At 49.2% G+C, this 19410-nt stretch carries 16 protein-coding genes, 1 pseudogene and 1 other annotated feature; of the genes and pseudogenes, 10 read left to right on the top strand and 7 right to left on the bottom strand.

Annotated features, from left to right (window positions below):
* Window positions 1–28: 28 nt before the first annotated feature.
* Complete coding sequence (locus AC0YOA_RS11720) at window positions 29–532, bottom strand: hypothetical protein (protein WP_475786707.1); 504 nt, start codon at window positions 530–532, stop codon at window positions 29–31.
* 886 nt (window positions 533–1418) lie between these two features.
* Here AC0YOA_RS11720 and AC0YOA_RS11715 point away from each other — a divergent pair.
* The 3 genes from AC0YOA_RS11715 (at window position 1419) to AC0YOA_RS11705 (ending at window position 4820) form a co-directional block, all read left to right on the top strand.
* Window positions 1419–3395, top strand: coding sequence for a stalk domain-containing protein (locus AC0YOA_RS11715; protein WP_475786706.1), 1977 nt, complete (start codon window positions 1419–1421; stop codon window positions 3393–3395).
* Window positions 3396–3442: 47 nt separating this feature from the next.
* A complete protein-coding gene (locus tag AC0YOA_RS11710) occupies window positions 3443–3805 on the top strand; it encodes a VOC family protein (protein WP_475786705.1) in 363 nt (120 codons plus the stop codon).
* 298 nt (window positions 3806–4103) lie between these two features.
* Window positions 4104–4820, top strand: coding sequence for a sensor domain-containing protein (locus AC0YOA_RS11705; protein ID WP_475786704.1), 717 nt, complete (start codon window positions 4104–4106; stop codon window positions 4818–4820).
* 195 nt (window positions 4821–5015) lie between these two features.
* Here AC0YOA_RS11705 and AC0YOA_RS11700 read toward each other — a convergent pair whose 3' ends face one another.
* Window positions 5016–6413 (bottom strand): epoxide hydrolase family protein, encoded by a 1398-nt coding sequence (locus AC0YOA_RS11700; RefSeq protein ID WP_475786703.1) that lies wholly within the window; start codon window positions 6411–6413, stop codon window positions 5016–5018.
* Between the two features lie 261 nt (window positions 6414–6674).
* Between AC0YOA_RS11700 and AC0YOA_RS11695 the strand changes: the two genes are divergently transcribed.
* Entirely contained in the window at window positions 6675–7004 is a 330-nt protein-coding gene (locus AC0YOA_RS11695) for an antibiotic biosynthesis monooxygenase family protein (protein WP_210045755.1), read from the top strand.
* A gap of 265 nt (window positions 7005–7269) precedes the next feature.
* On the opposite strand, the gene AC0YOA_RS11690 is transcribed toward AC0YOA_RS11695, so the two are convergent.
* Window positions 7270–8592, bottom strand: coding sequence for a hemolysin family protein (locus tag AC0YOA_RS11690; RefSeq protein WP_475786702.1), 1323 nt, complete (start codon window positions 8590–8592; stop codon window positions 7270–7272).
* Between the two features lie 235 nt (window positions 8593–8827).
* Here AC0YOA_RS11690 and AC0YOA_RS11685 point away from each other — a divergent pair, with 235 nt between their 5' ends.
* On the top strand, window positions 8828–9601 hold the full coding sequence (locus tag AC0YOA_RS11685; RefSeq protein ID WP_475786701.1) for a DUF1836 domain-containing protein: 774 nt from the start codon (window positions 8828–8830) through the stop codon (window positions 9599–9601).
* Window positions 9602–9611: 10 nt separating this feature from the next.
* Window positions 9612–10322 (top strand): FadR/GntR family transcriptional regulator, encoded by a 711-nt coding sequence (locus AC0YOA_RS11680; RefSeq protein WP_475786700.1) that lies wholly within the window; start codon window positions 9612–9614, stop codon window positions 10320–10322.
* 149 nt (window positions 10323–10471) lie between these two features.
* Here the strand turns inward: AC0YOA_RS11680 and metG are convergent.
* From metG to AC0YOA_RS11660, 4 genes and pseudogenes are all read right to left on the bottom strand, one after another.
* A pseudogene (metG, locus tag AC0YOA_RS11675) lies at window positions 10472–12101 on the bottom strand (methionine--tRNA ligase).
* A 41-nt stretch (window positions 12102–12142) separates the two neighbouring features.
* Window positions 12143–12403 (bottom strand) — a binding site (T-box leader).
* Between the two features lie 128 nt (window positions 12404–12531).
* Window positions 12532–14265, bottom strand: a complete 1734-nt coding sequence (locus tag AC0YOA_RS11670) for a M20/M25/M40 family metallo-hydrolase (RefSeq protein WP_475786699.1) — start codon at window positions 14263–14265, stop codon at window positions 12532–12534.
* Between the two features lie 91 nt (window positions 14266–14356).
* The gene (locus tag AC0YOA_RS11665; RefSeq protein WP_475786698.1) at window positions 14357–15502 is read right to left on the bottom strand and encodes a sensor histidine kinase; all 1146 of its coding nucleotides are present in this window, start codon (window positions 15500–15502) and stop codon (window positions 14357–14359) included.
* Window positions 15489–16184, bottom strand: a complete 696-nt coding sequence (locus AC0YOA_RS11660) for a response regulator transcription factor (protein WP_475787372.1) — start codon at window positions 16182–16184, stop codon at window positions 15489–15491. Before AC0YOA_RS11660 ends, AC0YOA_RS11665 begins: the two co-directional genes overlap by 14 nt.
* Window positions 16185–16434: 250 nt before the next feature.
* On the opposite strand from AC0YOA_RS11660, the gene AC0YOA_RS11655 reads away from it, so the two are divergent.
* From AC0YOA_RS11655 to AC0YOA_RS11640, 4 genes are read left to right on the top strand one after another with little or no spacing between them, the layout of a single operon-like run.
* The gene (locus AC0YOA_RS11655; protein WP_475772416.1) at window positions 16435–16764 is read left to right on the top strand and encodes a PadR family transcriptional regulator; all 330 of its coding nucleotides are present in this window, start codon (window positions 16435–16437) and stop codon (window positions 16762–16764) included.
* Window positions 16765–16778: 14 nt separating this feature from the next.
* On the top strand, window positions 16779–17645 hold the full coding sequence (locus tag AC0YOA_RS11650) for a pentapeptide repeat-containing protein (RefSeq protein ID WP_475786697.1): 867 nt from the start codon (window positions 16779–16781) through the stop codon (window positions 17643–17645).
* A 12-nt stretch (window positions 17646–17657) separates the two neighbouring features.
* A complete protein-coding gene (locus AC0YOA_RS11645) occupies window positions 17658–18419 on the top strand; it encodes an ABC transporter ATP-binding protein (protein ID WP_475786696.1) in 762 nt (253 codons plus the stop codon).
* Window positions 18420–19187, top strand: coding sequence for an ABC transporter permease (locus AC0YOA_RS11640; protein ID WP_475786695.1), 768 nt, complete (start codon window positions 18420–18422; stop codon window positions 19185–19187). It begins immediately after the preceding gene.
* The last annotated feature ends 223 nt before the right edge of the window (window positions 19188–19410 follow it).

Raw genomic sequence — 19410 nt, 5'->3', positions numbered from 1 at the left:
TGGGTTGAAATAAATGAGTAAGAATGGCTTAATAAAGCGTTTCTTCCGTGATGTTGTAATAGCCGGTAAGGTTATTGGAAGTGGTCAGAACGATTTTTGCGCTTGCGTATCTTGCAAAGGTATTTTTTGTAAAACGAATTTGTGTCCCGTTATTGATGATCTCCGCTTTAAAATCCCCCGCAGAGCCGATTGTTGGGATCACCGTTATCGAAGTAATATTTTGCTGGAAGTTAACAGGAAGATTTCTTGTTTCCGGGGAAACAAGCAGCCTGACATCACCGAGATGAAACTGAATGTTAATGGGCACATGCGGAATTGTCAGGATCGGGCCAACTCCTCCTCCTCTTAAGGCAGACGACGAATCAGCTGCGGCACTTGCGGCTGCCGGAATGCTCAACATTGCGACAGCGGCCAAAGCAATTCCGGACTTTTTGATTGTTTTACGTACATTTTTCACGATTTGTTTTCCTCCATGATTTCGTTTATTTGGTGTGGACCTCTTCCTCACAAGATTGAATAATAACGGATCCAAGTGAAGTCGGATATACTCAAAAATCCAAGTATATACATGAAAGGGACAGACGTGGTCCTAATTTATGGGAATTACCGCAACTTTTCTACATCAAAATCGTCTCAAGAATCGACTATCCCTGAAGGCGGTGGTTTATATATGCAAAGACAATTCAAAGTCGAGTTGAAGATATTGTTTGCTTCGCTGTTCCTGGCTATTTTGTTATTTTTTTTGGTCGATCTTTTTACCTTTACATATAAAGGAGACGGCGTTTCAGGCAATGGTAATTTGGGATTGATCTTTGTTTATCCTGCTGTCCCCGTTTATTTATTCATGTTGGTTTTCATTTATAAAGTCAGTCAATCCTGTTGTCGTGATCGAAAAAACATGGTTGTTTGGGCCGCTACTTTCCTCCTGTTGATCTGCATATGCATCTATGGGGAATATCATTTGGCCCAAGCACTCATTCAGAATTTAGGGGGAGGACCCGAAAGCCCTGATTCTGTGATTTACAGGTGGGGCTGGTTAAATCAATATACAAATGTCCTGTTTTTTAACTTCTTCACGTTTACTATTGGAGTGCTGCTAACCTTATTGATTAGCTCTTGTGTTGTAATAGTTAGAAGAAGCTGCTCAACCAGTAATCATAAATAGTCATTTATTCGACGGGCGGACTAACCAAACAAGTTACTATCATGATTCGCCGCGGCAGCAGCTTATTCAATGAGATTAAGTTCTTATGGCGTTTATCATACAAGTATTCGCTTCATGATGATCATAAAAATGGAAGCTGTTCCATTTCTTACGCAACTTTTACGTGGCAGCAAGCGTTAAACATGTCATGGAAGCTTGCTGGTGTCTTTTGCCCGGGTGGATCCGTAATTCAGAGAATTGAAGGAGATAAAAAATGAAAACGTTTAAATCAATAAGGTGGCTGCTTATTTTATCTTTCCTGATCATGCCGTTTGCGAACGTCTCCCATTCAACCGTATCGGCTGCAGGAGAAATGTCGGATACGGTTATCCTTCAAATGAACAGCAAGGTTATGGTTCATAATGGCGTCACCATGAACTCGGCCCAGCCGGTCACAGTGCAAAATGGCACAACATTCATCACACTGAGCTCGATCTCTGCGCTTTACGGTTACAAGGTCTCCTATAACGCGGCCACCAAAGAAATTACGGCTGCTAACGATTATCACGATCTTATCTTCAAAATCGGCAGCACGATTGTCTACGGAGACGGCCTGCCTGTCAAGATTGCGATTGCTCCCTATATCCTGAACGGTTCCCTGATGGTTCCGGTTCGGACATGGTCGAATCTGGCTGAGAGCACATTGGTCTTAAGCGGCAAGCAAATTACGCTTTCCTGGAATGTGCTCAAGCAGCCAACGGCGGATTTTGCCGTCGAGCCGGGTGAAATCATCGCTGGGGAGACGACAGTGAACTATATCGACAAGTCCACGAACCCAAGTGGCCAGCCCTACGTGCAGGACTTTTACACCGGAAGAATGGATGTTTTCCCTGCTGCCGGTTCCTATACGATTACAAGGCAGGTTCAGGATGTGAATGGCTTGTGGAGCGAGCCGTACTCGGTCACGGTTGAGGTTCAGCCGCAGAATATGCCTCCGGTCGCAAGCTTCACGACGGATAAGCAGGAGTATCGGCTTGGCGAGGAAATCAACTATACGGATCTAAGCACAGATGACAGCAATGAAATCGTCCGCAGAACCTGGACCGGCGATGATGACGTGTTTTTCGAGCCCGGGCTTAAGACCGTCACATTGGAAGTGCAGGATGCCAAGGGACTGACCCATTCTGTGACACAGACGATCAATGTCACGGATGAAGTGCTCTATACGCAGGATGAATACTATAAGCTGTTTGCGGAGCCAGGCGTCAAGTTCCCCATGGAGAGCAAAAACGTTCTGGATTACCCTTCATTGCCCTACAAAATTCAGGATGAAGGATCCCAGTTTGTCCGCAGCAACAGCCCCGAGGTTCTTGAGGGAGAAGGAATAGCCTATGTTTCGCAGTTGACGGGGCAGGTTCGCTTCATGTTTCATAACATTAACAAAATCGGTTACCCGGCAAAGATTTATCTTGTCGCGACCAATAATAACAGCTCGTCGGTTACCGTAAGCACAGGATCGGTCGGTATTGGCGGACCGGATCCCTATGTGGATAAATCCGGCAAGATGGCGGTCCTGCGCTATATGAATTCACTGGTTGCCCGGCCGGCGCCGATAACAACAACGATCAAGCCGGGGCAATCCGTCACCCTGCTTCCGGAAATATCCAAGATTCCCTTGAAGCAAAGCGATGTCTTCACCGCTTACGCAGATTTGTATGCGGACAAAGAGCTGACCTACCGCGTGGTGGTCGTGGCATCCTCCAAGGACCCGATTCAAGAGATACCAAACTTGAGTATTCTGGAGCGCAACGATGTTCATGTTCGCGGTACGTTCAACAAAGCGAACCGGGCTATCGAGATGTCCGATACATTGGGCGAAGAGCCGGAGGTCATTATGCTCGGCGACCGTAAGATGGACACCTATACGGATGGAATTGACGAAATTACGGGCCAGCTTGAGCTGAATACCGGCAATTTTGGCGTTCTGTACAAGATGCGGCTGCAGCATGTGGCTCCCCATACCCTGATTGCGCTTAATCCACGTGGCGGCATATATACCGGAGCCTTTATCGTCAACGGCCAGGTCGTCCAGGCGGCTAACGACGGCGCGCTGAAGGACAGCGGTCAAGCCGTTGCGCTGTACCGGACGGGCGATTCCGAGGAATCGGTTGAAATCGTGTTTACGATTGCAGCAGGAAGCAATACGCCGATCGCCATGCTGTTCCTGCCGATGCCAGCCAAACGTATGTAGGTTATCGAGCCGCTGCTGAGATTCATTCAAATACAGGAGGGATGACCATGAAAGCCGTTAAACTTCGTCCATTCATTCCATCAGGCCAGGATTATACGCTTGCGCAGCGATTTTTTGAGGATCTTGGATTTGAGAAAGTGTACTCCGATGACGGATTGAGCATCTTCCGGATGGGGGAACAGGAATTTTTTCTGCAGAATTTCCATAATCAGGAGTTCCAGGAGAATTTCATGGTAGAGCTGATTGTCGAGGATCTTGATGGCTGGTGGACGCATATACAAGCAGTTGTCCGCGAGAACAATTATCCTGTTAAAATAAAAGAGCCGACAGTCTATCCCTGGGGAAAGCGTGAAATCAACTTAATTGATCTATCCGGTGTTTGCTGGCATATTTCGGAGGCAACCAAATAGAATTCACCCAGGCGGTGAGTTAAGGCGAGGAGTCCAGGAATTCTTGGGCTCCTTTTTGTTTTGCACCGTATCCCCGTGGGCTATGAAGATATTCAATATTCCAGGAAATCTTTAAATCGATCAAGGGGGTTGCGCCAATGCAGTACCGGGGGAAAATGAACAATATTACAAATAATGGAAGATACAGTTTGCTGCTGCGGAACTGGACTTAGGTCTGGTCTACTTTCCATCCGCAAGCGGATGCTCACAGCTGGCTCTCGGGGCTACAATGGAAGCAACGAAACGAGAAAGCGTGGTTATGACAATGAAAAAGCAAAGCGCCGTCAAGGCTTGGAAAATGCTCGTCATGGCACTCCCGAAAGGAATTGCGGCATTTGTAGTCGCAATTGTCGGTCTGTCAGTGGGCCTGCCGCTATTGGTCATTTTGATTGGCCTGCCGCTATTGTCGGCGACGCTGGTCCTGTGCCGCCGCTTCATGAAAGAGGAAGCCAGCTACACGAAAGCCTGGCTCAACAAGGCCGATCATCATTCCGCTCCCGCTGTGACGGAGCCTGTTTCCGGGCAGAAGGGCTGGCTGGCGCTGCTGTCTCCATTCAGAGAGGGACAATCTTATCGGGGCATCGTCTACAGCATCCTTCAGCTCCCTATCGGCATAGCGGCGTTCACGACCGCAATCGTGCTGCCTGTAACGGCATTCGCAGTTATGCTGTCCCCGCTCGCTTATGAGGTGAGCATCCGATTGTTCGATTTCAATTTATTCCCCGATGCATGGATGATGGACCGCTTGAACATTGAGTTGTCGTCGGCTCAGCGCTCATGGATTGCCGGGGGCGTTGGCCTGATATTCGTGCTGCTGCAGCCCATGATACTGAGGATGTTGGGCCGCTGGTATGCCTCATGGGTTCAGAATGTGGCCGGACCGGAAGCCTGGCAGCGCCAGAATCTGGGTGAGTTTGCCGGCGATGAGATGACGCTAATGGCAGATGAGGCACGGGAAATCCGCTTGCATGCTTAAGTTAAAGAACAGCGCCAGTTTTGGACTCGATTATGTCCGAAGCTGCCGCTGTTTTTTTGCTGAACCCGCCCCTATGTTTCTTCATAGCGGCAAAAGAGACCGCATTTTGCCAACTCTCCAATCGAAATTCAAATCGATGTCGCGTGTGGCGTGGGACGACGAGCACCCGTGTGAGCGTGTACCACCTGACTACGATTAGCGCAGCGATTTGAACCCTGCACGGAGTTCTGCAGCGAAAAGCTGTGGCTGCTCCCACGCAGCGAAGTGTCCGCCCTTGTCGAGCCTGTTGAAATACATGAGCTTGGGATACGCCCGCTCCGTCCAAGTCAGCGGGGCCTGATAGAGCTCGTAAGGAAAGACGCTCACGGCAACCGGGATGCAGACGCCCTTGACGGCGAAGAAGGAGAACTTGTTTTCCCAATAGAGACGAGCCGAAGAAATCGCCGTATTCGTCAGCCAGTAGAGCGTGATGTTGTCGAGGACATCGTCTCGCGTAAGACCTCCGGGGTGTCCGGCAAAGGCCTGAGAGATCAGCTCCAGACTATGCGCGTCATGGTCAAGCATAAAGGCTGCCAAACCGACGGGCGAATCCGCAAGTCCAGTCAGTGTCTGAGGGCGCGTCCCCATCATCTTGGCGTAGCCGATGTGCTTGTATACGAAGTCCAGCTGCCGGGACGCACGCCTCTCGTCGTCTGAGAGACCGGGGGGCAGCGGGCTGCCGCACTGGAGCTCCTTATCAAGGTCGGGCGGAACTACGCCAGGCATGTTGGAGTGAATGCCGAGCAGTCCCGGAGGCGCCTGTACACCCATCAAATCCGTGATAATCGCACCCCAGTCGCCGCCCTGTGCCACATACTTCGTGTACCCCAGGCGCTTCATCAGCTCTGCCCAGGCTTGTGCGATGCGGCCGGGGCCCCAGCCGGTTGTGGTCGGCTTGCCTGAAAACCCGTAGCCGGGCATCGACGGAATCACCAGATGGAAAGCGTCCGATGCCTTCGCGCCATATGCCGTGGGATTGGTAAGCGGTTCGACAATCTTCAGCATCTCGATGATCGAGCCTGGCCATCCATGCGTGATGATGAGCGGCAAAGCATCTTTATGCTTCGAACGAACGTGAATGAAATGAATGTCCAGCCCATCGATCTCGGTGATGAACTGCGGCAGGGCGTTCAGCTTCGCCTCGCACTTGCGCCAATCGTAATCCGACGCCCAATAGCGCGCGAGTGCCTGAATCGTCGCAAGCTGCACGCCTTGCGATGCATCCGCGACCGTTTCCCGATCAGGCCATTTTGTCGCATATATGCGCCTGCGCAATTCGGTAAGTTCCGCTTCCGGAACATTCACATGAAACGGACCCCGAATGGCGTTCTTATCTGTAGGCAAGGATTGTTTTGTCGGCATACTCAATCGCCAATGCGCCATTGGTTGCTCCGGATATACGTGGCGGGATAATCCTGCGTAAGGTATGGCTGGCTGCCCAAGAGACATGGGGTAAGATATTTTCATATAAGGCTGGCGGAAAAAGAATGGATTATAGAAGTGGCTTCCTAATCCTCCCTGCCCAAAATTTCCGTTGCCTCCATGGATACCCATATTTGTTGTCCTCCATTTATGTGGTAATAGACATTTGACCATGTATTGTATGGGCTTCTGTCCTAATCAGTTCGTATTCAGCTGTTAATTGGGCTTTTCGGATTCAAACTAAGACTTGCCTGAAACAGCGAACGGGCATCCATCTGGAAGGGAGACTCATCACAAGGCGCAGCTCCAGCAGCAAGAATGTATAAAATGGTGACATGGAGCTAAAGATTAGCAGAGCATACGTTTACGAAAATATTAATAAAGGAGTTAATTATGACTCATATATCAATGAATAATCGCGTTGTTACCCTGATCAATGTGTTCACAGTTGATCCCGAAAATCAGGAACGTCTGGTCGAGTTACTTACCCGTGCAACAGAAGTCTCCGTTCGACACGCTGCCGGATTTATTTCTTGCAGTCTCCATCGAAGCACAGATGGGAATAAGGTTACAATGTATGCTCAATGGAGAAGTGCGGAAGATTACCAAGCTATGCGAAATGACCCTAAACCACTTCCGTATCTTCAGGAAGCATTAACTATAGCTTCGTTTGATCCGGGCATGTATGAAGTCGTCAAAACATTTGAACCCTCCAATGAATAGGGAGCCCGCCAGCGTTTTAGCGAAAATATAAGCACCGCCATGTGAAAAAACACATGGCGGTTTTCATTTATGAACTTATTAATTTCTTTCTGTAACTCCTGCATCCGGTTAGTCCGTTAAGCAAAACGGATACGATTATTATTCGTTCCATGGCAGCAAGCTGTCGACAATGCTTCCCGGTGAAATTCGTAAGGGATGGCCAGAAATTCAACAGCCCGCCCATCAATGATGGACGGGCTGGTTTATTCCAATCCTCTAGGGGATTCTAAAGCGAGGCCTCTTCCACAAGCTCCGGATGATGATAAGCCCGGTGATGATGAATCTCGATTCTCATAATCCGGTTCTTTACCTTCTCCCGGATGATGAAGCTCAGCTCGCCGAAACGCCACTCCACATTCTCTTTGAGCTCCGGCTGCCTGCTGTACAACCAGCCGCCAATGGAATCGACATCGTCATGCTCAAGATCGGTTCCGAGCAGCTGGTTGATCTCGGTTATGAGCACCACACCCTCTACCAGGAAGCGGTTCTCTCCCAGAGTTTCAATTTCCTTCTTCTCGTCGCTGTCGAATTCATCGCGGATTTCGCCCACGATCTCTTCAATGATATCTTCAATTGTAATCAATCCCGAGGTGCCTCCGTATTCATCCACCAGCATGGCGATATGGACGCGCTCTTTTTGCATTTTCTTAAGCAGGGTATCCACGGGCATGACCTCGGGAATCGACATGACGGGTTGAAGCAGCGTGCTGAAATCAAAGGATGGATTATTGTCATATTTCAGGAAAAACTGCTTGGTGTTGATGGTTCCGATAATATGATCCTTATTGTCCATGGCAACGGGAAAACGGGTATATTGTTCTTTCTTAATAATTGCGAGATTCTCGGAAAGCGTCTTGTTGGCATATAAGCAGACCATGTCGGTGCGCGGTATCATAATTTCCCGGGCCAGCAGCTCGTCGAAGGCGAAAATCCGGTTCACATAACCGAATTCCGCTTTGTTGATTTTACCGCTCTGATAGCTGTCCGAGAGAATGATGCGGATTTCTTCTTCCGAATGGGCTTCTTCATGCTCACTGGCCGGCTTCATGCCGAATAAGCGGACCAATCCGTTAGCTGAGCCGTTCAGCAGCCAAATGAAAGGATACATGACTTTATGGAAAAAAATGATAAGCGGCGCCACGATAACCGTGATCTGCTCCGCTTTTTGAATCGCGAGTGTCTTGGGCGCGAGTTCGCCGATGACGACATGCAGATAGGTCATAACCGCAAGCGCAATAATCATGGAGAGTACGTGGCTGAGGCCGTCACCGACAGCCAGCCGGTCGAATAGGGGATGGAGCAGCCTCTCTACCGTAGGCTCACCGAGCCAGCCAAGACCCAGAGCGGTTATGGTAATACCAAGCTGGCAGGCGGACAAGTAGGCGTCCAGGTGGCTTGTTACTTTTTGTACAGCCAGAGCGTTCTTCTTACCCTCAAGCACCATCTGATCGACCCGGCTTCCGCGCAGCTTAATGATCGCGAATTCGGTAGCCACGAAGAATGCGGTGAGAATAATCAATAAAGCGATCAATAAGAAATTCAGAGCCATAACAACCTTCCTTCGTTTTGAACAATTCATATTAGTAGTTCTTATGAACTTATTTTACAGGGTTTCCGTACAAACTACAAAGTCATGAATGGCTCATATCTGCTGATATGGGTCAGATAACCTCCGGGATTGTCATATAACAAGGGTCATTCCTCCATTAATTCACTTTGACACAACCGTACGCGAGTTTTATGATGAGCTTTAGAAGAACGATTCGAATGGTTGAGGTGTTAGTATGGAAACATTATCTTTTACCCGCAAGGAGATGGCTGAGCTTCTTCTTTCGATAAATAAACAATCTGCGCGTTCGCCGCTGACTATTCTACAGGAGACTTGGATTGCCCATTATAAGAGGGAGAAGGCCCAGGGGATCTCCATGACGGCTTTCGTCTCCACAACGCTTCCTCCCGTAATCGAGCGGATGATCAAGTCGGATATGAACCCGGCTCTGTCTCTTCATGATATCGTATCCCTGGGATCGCAAATTGAGTACACCCATTTTTCCGTCACATCGGTACAGAACTGGGTGAAGCGGGATTTTAAGGACTTTATTGGTTTGGCTGAAGAGGGGAAGAAATATTCCCTGCAGCAGGCTTCCCTGTTTTTTATTATCGAGGATTTGAGATCTGCCCTGGATTACGAAGCGATCCGCAAGCTGTTCGAGATTGTGTTCCCTGTTCAGGGGGCTAATGAACATCACCTGCCGCTGATTGCTCCGCTGGATTTCTATGCCGCTTACGCCGAGCTGTTCGAGGAGCTGGACGAGCGTTACCGGACATATGAAGGCGGGCGGAACGATATGGTGTACAAATGGGACCAAATGATCCATGAACTCTCCCGGGAATTCGTATCCCGCAAGGAGTCTTTCACCGATGCACAGAAGGAAGCCTTGCAAAATGCGCTCCATGTCGCGCTGATCTCCGTGCATACGTCCTGCTTCCATTCGCTTGCGCGGCGCTATTTGAACGGTATGGTATTTATGAACGGATTGAACGAGATGAAGCCATGAGAGAGCGTGAATGATGAAGAAGAAGCTGATTTATGAAGTGGTATATGACGAAATCAAACGGCGGATTGAAGAGGGAATATGGAAGCCGGGCGAGCGCATTCCCACATTGGAGGATATTTCGGAGGAGCTTCAGGTGGGGATTTCCTCTGTCCGCGAAGCGGTGCGGATACTCGGCAAGCAGAAGATTCTGACCGTCGAGCAGGGAAGAGGAACCTTCATCAGCGAGCAGATTCCCGGCAATCCGAACCGCTATCTGGCGGCGATGGAACGAGCCTCGTGGATGCAGCTGACGGAAGCGCGTCTGGTTATCGAACCGGAGCTCGCTGCTCTTGCGGCAGAGAAAGCCGCTCCGGAGGACAGGGATGCCATCTTGAAAAGCGCCGAAGCGATGCAGCGCAAGGTGAAGGCCGGCAAGCCTTTTCTCAAGGAGGATATTGAGTTCCATGATCTCATTGCCAAAGCTTCGCGTAATGAAATTCTGATCAATATGATTCACATGGTCGGAGATGTGCTGCTGGACAGCCGGCGCCATACGATGCGGATTCCCGGCATGCATGAGAAAGCCTCGTCCTACCATTACCTGATCGCGCAGGCGATTGTGCAGCACAATCCCCAGCAGGCCAAGGAGCTGATGAAGCTGCATCTGGTTGATATGCGGGATCAATGGGATCCCGAGACTGATGTTGAACAGGACATGCAGGCTGTGGCTCGTTTCCCGTAGGGAAGAAGAGAGGAAGGGAGAAGCGGATTCTCCTTGGCTGATATGGTAGAAAGCCATTCGGTATCAAATAATCGCCTTGTCCTTGACGGAAGGACAGGGCGATTTATTTGAGCGCGGCCGCAAAGCTCTTCTTTTCGAATAGATGACAACTACAATTTTTGTTTTTCCAATAAACTTGTTTCTTCTTCAATCTGACTAATGTCAATCCGCTGGAACAATAACTTCAGGTTTTGAATTTTTCGGTTGGCTGGAACTGATGTCAGTCTCCAAACCGGTTGTTCCAGTGCCAGGAACCTTCTTATTTCTTCACAAGAGAAGGGAATGAACGGGTGCAGCAGATTGGACAGATTCACTATAATTTGCACGCATATATTCAGTGTATGTCCACACGCTTCCCGGTTTTCCTTAATCTGTGCCCATGGCTTTTGTTCATCAAAGAATTTGTTTGCCCGGCGAACGCAAGTAAAAATCAGATCAATGGCTTCCTTTAGACGACCTTCTTCGATTAAGGCCCCGGACTCAAGATACAACTCCTCCATTATTTTCTTCCATTCTTCACTAAGATTACCTTCTGGAACGCATCCTTCAAAGGACTTGTCGATAAAAGCCAATGTACGATTAACAAGGTTTCCAAATGCGCCAAGCAATTCCCCATTATGGCTGTAGATGAACTCCCTCCAGGAAAAATCAGTCAGGACCGTTTGCGATTAAAAAATAACGAATAGAATCTGGTTGATAGCGACTCATAATATCCGGTACCCATACCGCCCAATTACTGCTTGTCGAGAACTTTTTCCCTTCCAGGGTCATGTACTCACATGATATAATCCGATCCGGCAAATGGAGACCCCCTACTCCAAGGAGCAGTGCCGGCCAGACCACGGTATGGAAAGGTATATTATCTTTACCATGTACATAATAAGCGGTTATATTCTCCTTCCCTTCCATCCAGAATGATTCCCAGCTGCCGCCTGTCTCAGCAGCCCACTGCTTGCTTGCCGATAAGTAGCCGCTGACCGCCTCGATCCAAACGTAGATTTTTTTTTCTTCGAACCCGTCAACCGGAACATCAACACCCCAAGTCAAGTCCCGGGTTACAGCACGATCTTGAAGACCTTCTTTTAAGTATCGTCCAGTTAACTGTACAGCATTTTCTTTCCATCCTTGGGCTTGTTTTGCATACTCGCTCAATTCAGCCTGAAATCGGGAGAGCGCAAAGTAATAATGCTCTGTTGGACGCTCAATAGGGGGATTCCCACAAATCTTGCAGGTCTTGTCTGACAGGTCTGCAGGATCTAACAAGGTCGAACAATAATCACATTGATCACCTCTGGCACGGTTCCCGCAAACGGGGCATGTACCCTCAACGTATCGATCCGGCAAGAAGCGTTGATCGGTTTCACAATAAGTCTGCTGTATTGTCTTTTTGTATAAATATCCATTTTTTAATAGTTGCAAGAACATTTCTTGAACCACTTGATGGTGAAAAACCTGGTCAGTACGTGTGTACAAATCATAAGTAAACCCCAGCTGCTTAAAGCACTCGGCAAACTCCAGGTGATACCGATCCGCAATATCCCCTGGGGAGACACCCTCTTGAAGGGCCTGAACGGCGACCGGTGTGCCATGGCAGTCGCTGCCCGAAACATACAGCACGTTTTCTCCCTTGGAACGAAAATAACGTGCCAGTACATCTCCTGGCAGTAAGCTTGCCAACCGTCCCAGATGCAATGAACCGTTCGCATACGGCCATGCTCCGCCAATAAAAATATTTGTCATTAAGACTCCTCCTTTTTTGACAAACAAAAAAACCCTCATCCCGAAGGGACGAGAGTTGCGCTCACGTGGTTCCACCCAATTTTATCAATGCCTTGCGGCATTAACCTCTTCAAGTACGACGCGTTTGCGTTTATACCCTAGCACGGTAACGGGTGCGGGTTCCGGCGCAACCTACAACCACATGAGGCTTCGATGCGCAGCTCCGAGACCATATTCCCAAGGTTATTCTTTACCCCTTTTCAGCAACCGGGGCTCTCTGCAAAAGACATCACCAGGGTACTCTTTCTCTTCTTAGCTTTTTTCAGAATATTCAAGTTATTTGTAATAATACTTTTTATAATTTTCAAAGTCAAGGTTATTATACGGCTTGCCGCTGCAGGTGTTTTAGTGCATCACAACTGAGTTATCATGCCCAAAATCATCATATTCATTAACGGGGGATAGTTTCCTTTCCCTCTTCGGACAACAGCACAGCGGATAATCTGTACTTCGCTGCAAAAATTACGGCTACAATAGAAACCGGAACGACACTCAAAGCGACAACCACCGGTGCAGCAGGCAGCATAAACATCACATAGACCAGCCAGCATACCGGTACATACAGCAGCAATATTCCTGCGCCGAGCACAGTCGATGCGATCATCCGGCCAACCGGATAGCGATCCAAAACTGCGACAATCATCATCACCAGCATCGGTAACGTAAACAGGTAACTGATTTCATAGAACAAGACCGTGGTTCCGGCGATCAGCAGCACTTGAATCGGCAGCACACTTGCGATCCCTTCGGCAAGCGATCGTTTTTGCATCCAGAAGAACCATATTGCGAGAGCGCCCAAGCCATGCGCCAAGGCTATGCAAAGAAAAACCGCATCATTGTTTGTTGATTCGCCGAGCCGCATCGTTTGGGTACATAATGAGACGATCCCCCAGCTCAGCAAGCCCATCGCGGCCATCGTACCGAGCAGCCAGCCCGTGCCGCCGGCGATTTGGCGAAGCGTAACCTTGCCAAGCCGAATCTGAATAATCAGCCAAGCTAATGAAGCCAACGCCGCACATACCGACAGGATATAGGCAGCAATGTCGCTCATGACCACGAGATTGCCGGTCAGCAATGTGAAAAACACGCTATCCCGGTTAGAGCCGCTGCCCTGGAATTGCGCTTGCCCGCTATAGTCGGCCATTTCCAAGGCGGTCTGCAGAAAGTTATAAGCCGTACCGCGATGCAAATTTTCAAAGGTGTCCGACGGCTGATGGTAATGCTCTACGCCCTCCGCAACGGCAAAATTAAGTCCAGGATATCCCGCCTCTAAGAAACGGGTCAAATCGGTGCCGTTCGGCATTTTTCGGTACAACCCGGTTGTGAACGAAAAAGCCAGGGGGCGTGAACTCGCCGATTGAAAATGCCGCAACAAATCATAGTTTGACGCAGACGTTTCAAACATGAGCAGTCCGCCGCGATTCCCGCGCGCATCGAAGTTAAGGACAAGATCGATCTTGCTTTGAAGCTCTGGATGCGACTTCACAAACGCTTTCGCGCCTAGCGCGCTTTCTTCCTCCCCATCCGTAAACAAAAAATAGAGATCGTTTTTCAAATCGGGCCTACTCGATTGCTCGCGCAATGCTTCAAGTATCGCGCTTACGGAAACCATATCGTCAGCCGTGCCGGGGGAGTTGACCTCGCTGTCGTAATGGGCGAGCATCAATATGCCGCGATCCGTGCCGGGCGCATCCAGTTTGACCCATATGTTGCTTAAAACCAATCCGTCCTTTTCTTCTGAAGGGGCTCTTTTATGATTGATACCTTCTAAAGCTCCTGAAGGCGGTGTCTTCCGAATGCTTCGTTCTCCCATCGCCGGACCGTCTTGAGCAAGACGATCGGCTTCCATATCCGCGGATGTATATATTTCCGGATCGACAGTCGCTTCCAGGCCCATATCGCGGATTTGCGCCAATAGATAGGTCCGTACCTCGTCAAGCTCCTTGGAACCGGATGGATGCGGTGCGACTGTCATGGCTTGCAAATGGGCAAGCATTCGTTGATAAGCCAAATAATCGGCACTGGATTCAGATGGCGGCGATGGCGGCCGCATTTGTGCAAAGCCTGTCCAGATTCCCGTCGCAAATACGATAAGCATAAGCAAAATCGAACTTTTTTTTACCATTTTTTTGTATCCCTCCTGTGAACTGAAGCATGCTCTCACTATAATTCAAGGAAGGTTAACTCAAGGTTAAGAAGACAGCCCGCCGAGAAAGTCAGCGGTCCGCTTTATTTTGAGGCTTCGGCAGCCGGATTACGACAGTCGTAGACACATCGGCCACGCTGTGCACCTGGATTTCACCTCCGTGCTTTTCGATGACCATCTTCACGATGGAAAGCCCCAAGCCACTGCCTCCAAGCTCTCTCGAGCGCGATTTGTCTACGCAGTAGAACGGATCGAAAATTTTATCGATCTGATCCTCCGGTATGCCGATTCCCGTATCAAGGATCGTAATTCGGGTGTTGACCGCGTTCTCCGCCGCAGCGATAATGATGACTCCATCTGGCTTGTTATATTTGACCGCGTTATGAATCATATTGTAAAAAGCTCTGTACAAGAGATGCTTATCGCCGTGCAGCAGCACGTCGGCGGTACGGTTTTCGATGCGAAGGTTTTTACTTTGAATAGGCTGCAGGAGCTCGTCAATAATATTTGCGAACATGTCCGCAGCTTCGATTTTCTCGCTTTCCGCGATATTCTGTCCGGCGTTCAGCTTCAGCAGGTCATTCACCAAAACGCTGAGACGCTGCGCGTTTTTAAGCGTGTCCTCCAGCGTTTCCTTATATTCGTCGACCGTAGGATGATCGTCAAGCTGGAGCACCTCGATGTTTGCGATCATGGCGGCGAGCGGCGTTTTGAGTTCATGCGCGGCATTGGCCGAGAAATTTTTGTGCGCGACAAACACTTTCTCCAATTTATGGATCATCCGGTTAAAAGACCGGCTCAGCTTGGAAACCTCGTCATTGGACGAAGGCACCCCGACCTGCCGGAACAAGTTGTTTTCGTCGATTTCCCCGATCTCCTTGCTTAAATCCGTTACAGGCTTCAAGGCTCTTCCCGCAATCAGATAGGTTAAGCCGGTTCCTATAACAACGACCATCACAGCGCTAATAATGCCGATGGCTGTAAAGTCGTTATTCCTCTCTGTCACTGCTGTTTTTGGCAATGCGAATGGTCGTGCAACCAGAGATCTCTGTATAAACTCCGATGCATTTACTTTGTACTTGGGAAAGTCAGCGTTATAAATCTTTCGTGCGGCATAGATCGAAGTCATCATCAGCACGATCGAAGCAATGATCAATATCAGCGCCATTAATAGGGTCAGCCGCAGCCGCAGCGGAAGATGGTTAAACCGGGCCATACTGCACCTCCACGATGAAATAGCCGAGCCCTCTTGCGTTTTTGACGATTTCCTGTTTCCCAAGGTGGACGGCAAGCTTTTTCTTGAGCGAATTGATGTGTACCTTAAAGGAGTTGGAAAATAAATCGGTTTGACTGTCCCACACGTGTTCGATTATCTCTTCCGCGCCTACGATTTTATCCTTGTGCATCATCAGATACTCGAGGATGCCGTATTCTTTCTTGGTTAGGTCAATCAACTGATTCCGAACGTATACCTGCTTTAATGCGGTATCGATTTGTAAATCTCCATGTGCGATTCGCGTATCCGTCAGGATGAATTTTCGGCGAAGCAACGCGCGAAGCCTCGCTTCAAGCTCCTTGAAGTGAAACGGCTTCGCCATATAATCGTTGGCACCGGTATCGAGCCCCGCGATCTTGTCCTCCACCTCGGAACGCGCGGACAGGATGAGCACCTTGATTTCCTGGTTGTTCTTGCGAATTTCCGTCAGAACATCAATACCATCTATTTTCGGCAGATTCAAATCAAGCACGATCGCATCGTACTCATTGACCTGGGCGAGCTGCAGGGCTTCTTCTCCGTCAGGTGCGGCATCGACCGCGTATCCGAATTTTCTCAGCCCCGTGCCGATTGCTTTTTGCATCGATAAGTCATCCTCGACAACCAATACTTTCAGTTCCATCATCCCCCGCATTTCAATTTGATCATGATAGCTCAAGCCTGGTTAAATTACGGTTAATTTTTTGCCTTACTGTTAAAGTAATAAACATTTGACTGAGAATTAACAAGTCCCAAAATAAAATAAAGGGTTCTACATATTATGCATGACTAATATGTGGAACCCTTTACTTTTCAAGCAAAGTACCTAATTTAAAATATTACCTTGACAGACAAAGTAGTATGTCGTATTATACAGATGCGGAGGTGATGAGATGAGCGAGAACAAAATTACATCCGACCTGCTGCGCGGGCATACCGATACGATGATTTTACGGCTCTTATCCGAAGCGGACCGCTACGGGTACGAGATTGTCAAGCTGATTGCCGAGCGCTCAGGCGGCGAGTATGAATTAAAGGAAGCCACGATGTACTCCAGCGTCAAGCGGCTGGAGGTGGACGGTGATATCGAGTGGTATTGGGGCGATGAATCCCAGGGCGGACGGCGTAAATATTTCAGGATTACCGAAAAGGGCAAGGCTGCTTACGACCGCAACAAAAGCAATTGGGAGTACGCAAAGCGAGTGCTTGAAAACTTATTATAAGGAGTGTTGAGATTATGAATGAGAAATTGACAAACTATTTGAACGGCGTGTTTGCACCCTACGATGAGGTAAAAAGCGTCACCGAATTAAAGACGGACCTGCTCTCCGATTTGCAGGAGCGGTTCCGTGAACTCAAAGCCGAGGGCAAGGATGATGAAACCGCTTTTGAGATGACCATTGACAGCATCGGCGACATTGAGCAAACCGTACAGGAGGTTGCAAACCTGTCCCGTTCGCTGGAGCGGCAGGTGCTGACTAACCTCAGCGCGAGTAACTTAGCAAATAGCGATTTTGCGGGCGTTATCGCGCATAAAGGAAAATTTACAGCGAGTGCGTTACGGGGATCTGACTTTTCGGGGGCCGACTTGACAGGCAGCACGTTTGCGAGCAGCGATGTGCGCGAAGCCAATTTTGACCATGCCAATCTGACTGACTGCACCCTATCTGCTAATGACCTTGCAAATTCGAGCTTCAACGAATCCATTCTTGTACGTACCGACTTCAGCCAGTCGGAACTGGCCGGAACAAAATTTATCGGTATAAAACTGACCGATGTTAAGTTGACCATGACCGACCTTAGAAAAGTGGTCTTTGAAAACTGTATGTTTGACGGCGTTGACTTCAGTTCCTCCGATCTGCGAGGGCTGCGATTTGACGGGCAGACCTTTATCGGCGTTAAGTTTGGCAAGTCGGCACTGAACGAAGTTTCGTTTAAAGGCGCGACACTCAAAAATACTTCGTTCAATCCTGGTTTTACGTTGTCCAAGAAGTACTACCGCGCCATCAAAACCATCTGCTTCGACGGTGCGATGATGGATAAGTTGACCTATGCCGCGCTTAAAGGCATGGGTGCCGATTTGTCAAAAGTTACAGTTCGATAAGGAGGGGAAAATATGCCAACCACATCCATTCAGGTAAAAGGACTGCAAAAATCCTACAAGCAGCTTCAAGTCCTAAAGGGCGTAGATTTCGAGGTGGAAAAGGGTAGTATTTTCGCCCTCCTCGGCTCCAACGGGGCGGGCAAGACCACGGTTGTCAAAATCCTCACCACGCTGCTCAAACCAGACAGCGGAACCGCCACCGTAAACGGATTCGATGTTGCGTCCAAACCCGACAATGTGCGGCAGGCAATCAGTCTGACCGGGCAATTTGCCGCCGTGGACGAAATGTTGACCGGACGGGAAAATCTGACCATGATTGCCAAGCTGCGATACCTCAAAAATCCGCGTCAGGTTGCGGACGACTTGCTTCAACGCCTCGGCTTGACAGACGCTGCCGACCGCAGGGCGTCTACGTATTCGGGCGGGATGCGCCGCAGGCTCGACATCGCCTTGAGCCTTGTGGGAAAACCGTCGATCATTTTCCTCGACGAGCCGACGACGGGGCTTGACCCCGAGGCGCGCATCGAGGTTTGGAAGATTGTGAAGGAGCTGTCGGGCGGTGGCACGACGGTCCTCCTCACCACGCAGTATCTGGAGGAGGCAGAGCAGCTTGCCGACCGAATTGCCATTTTGCACGAGGGCAAGATTATCGCAAACGGCACGCTCGCGGAGCTTAAAAAGCTGTTCCCATCCGCAAAGGTGGAGTATGTTGAAAAACAGCCGTCGTTAGAGGAGATCTTCCTCTCCATCGTCGGCAAGAAGGAGGCCATGTAAATGGAGGCGGCAAAAAATCATTTCTTCACCGATATTAGCGTGATGCTCGGGCGTTCCATGCGCCATATTTTCCGCAGCATGGACACCATCATCACGGTCTGCATCACGCCGATTGCGATGATGCTGCTGTTCGTCTATGTGTTTGGCGGCGCCATTCAAACCGGTACGGATAACTATGTGAACTACCTGCTGCCCGGTATCCTGCTGATTGCGATTGCAAGCGGCATATCCTATACGGCTTACCGCCTGTTTTTGGATAAGCAGCGGGGCATCATCGAGCGGTTTCACACCATGCCGATTTCACGTTCAGCCTTGCTTTGGGGGCATGTGTTGACCTCGCTGGTATCCAACGCCCTATCGGTTCTCGTCATCATTCTAGTAGCGCTCGTTATGGGCTTTCATTCGTCCGCCGGGATACTGTCATGGCTTGCAGTAGCCGGGATACTCGTATTGTTTACCCTGGCCTTAACTTGGGTCGCGGCGATTGCCGGGCTGACCGCAAAATCGGTGGAGGGCGCAACCGCCTTTTCCTACCCGATTATCTTTCTGCCATTTATCAGCTCGGCGTTTGTGCCGACCGAGTCGATGCCGAAGGTCGTTCGCGCCTTTGCCGAAAACCAGCCGGTGACCTCGATCGTGGAAGCCATCCGTGCGCTGCTGTCAGGTCAGCCGGTGGGCAATGAGATATGGGTCGCTCTTGCGTGGTGCATCGGGATTTTGCTCGTAGCCTATTACTTTGCGATGAGGGTGTATAAGAAGCGGGCGTGAAATAATTAAAGAAGGAAGCTGCATGACATATCTCGATTCTGATTATCCTGAATATTGCCAATATTCAGATTCTATAATGTATCGAATACACCTTTTTGACAAAGGGCTTTAAAGCATGAGTAACAAAAGAGAATTTATAGTTTAAAACAATAGGGCTGTTAAAAAGGAAAGAGAGGGAAACCAAATGCAAAAGATTACAACAGAAGATTTTAGTTCGTCAGAA

This window comes from Paenibacillus sp. JT22N12, from assembly GCF_056269365.1.
The sequence above is the reverse complement of the archived record's forward strand: the minus strand, read 5'-3'. Positions and strand labels throughout refer to the sequence as shown.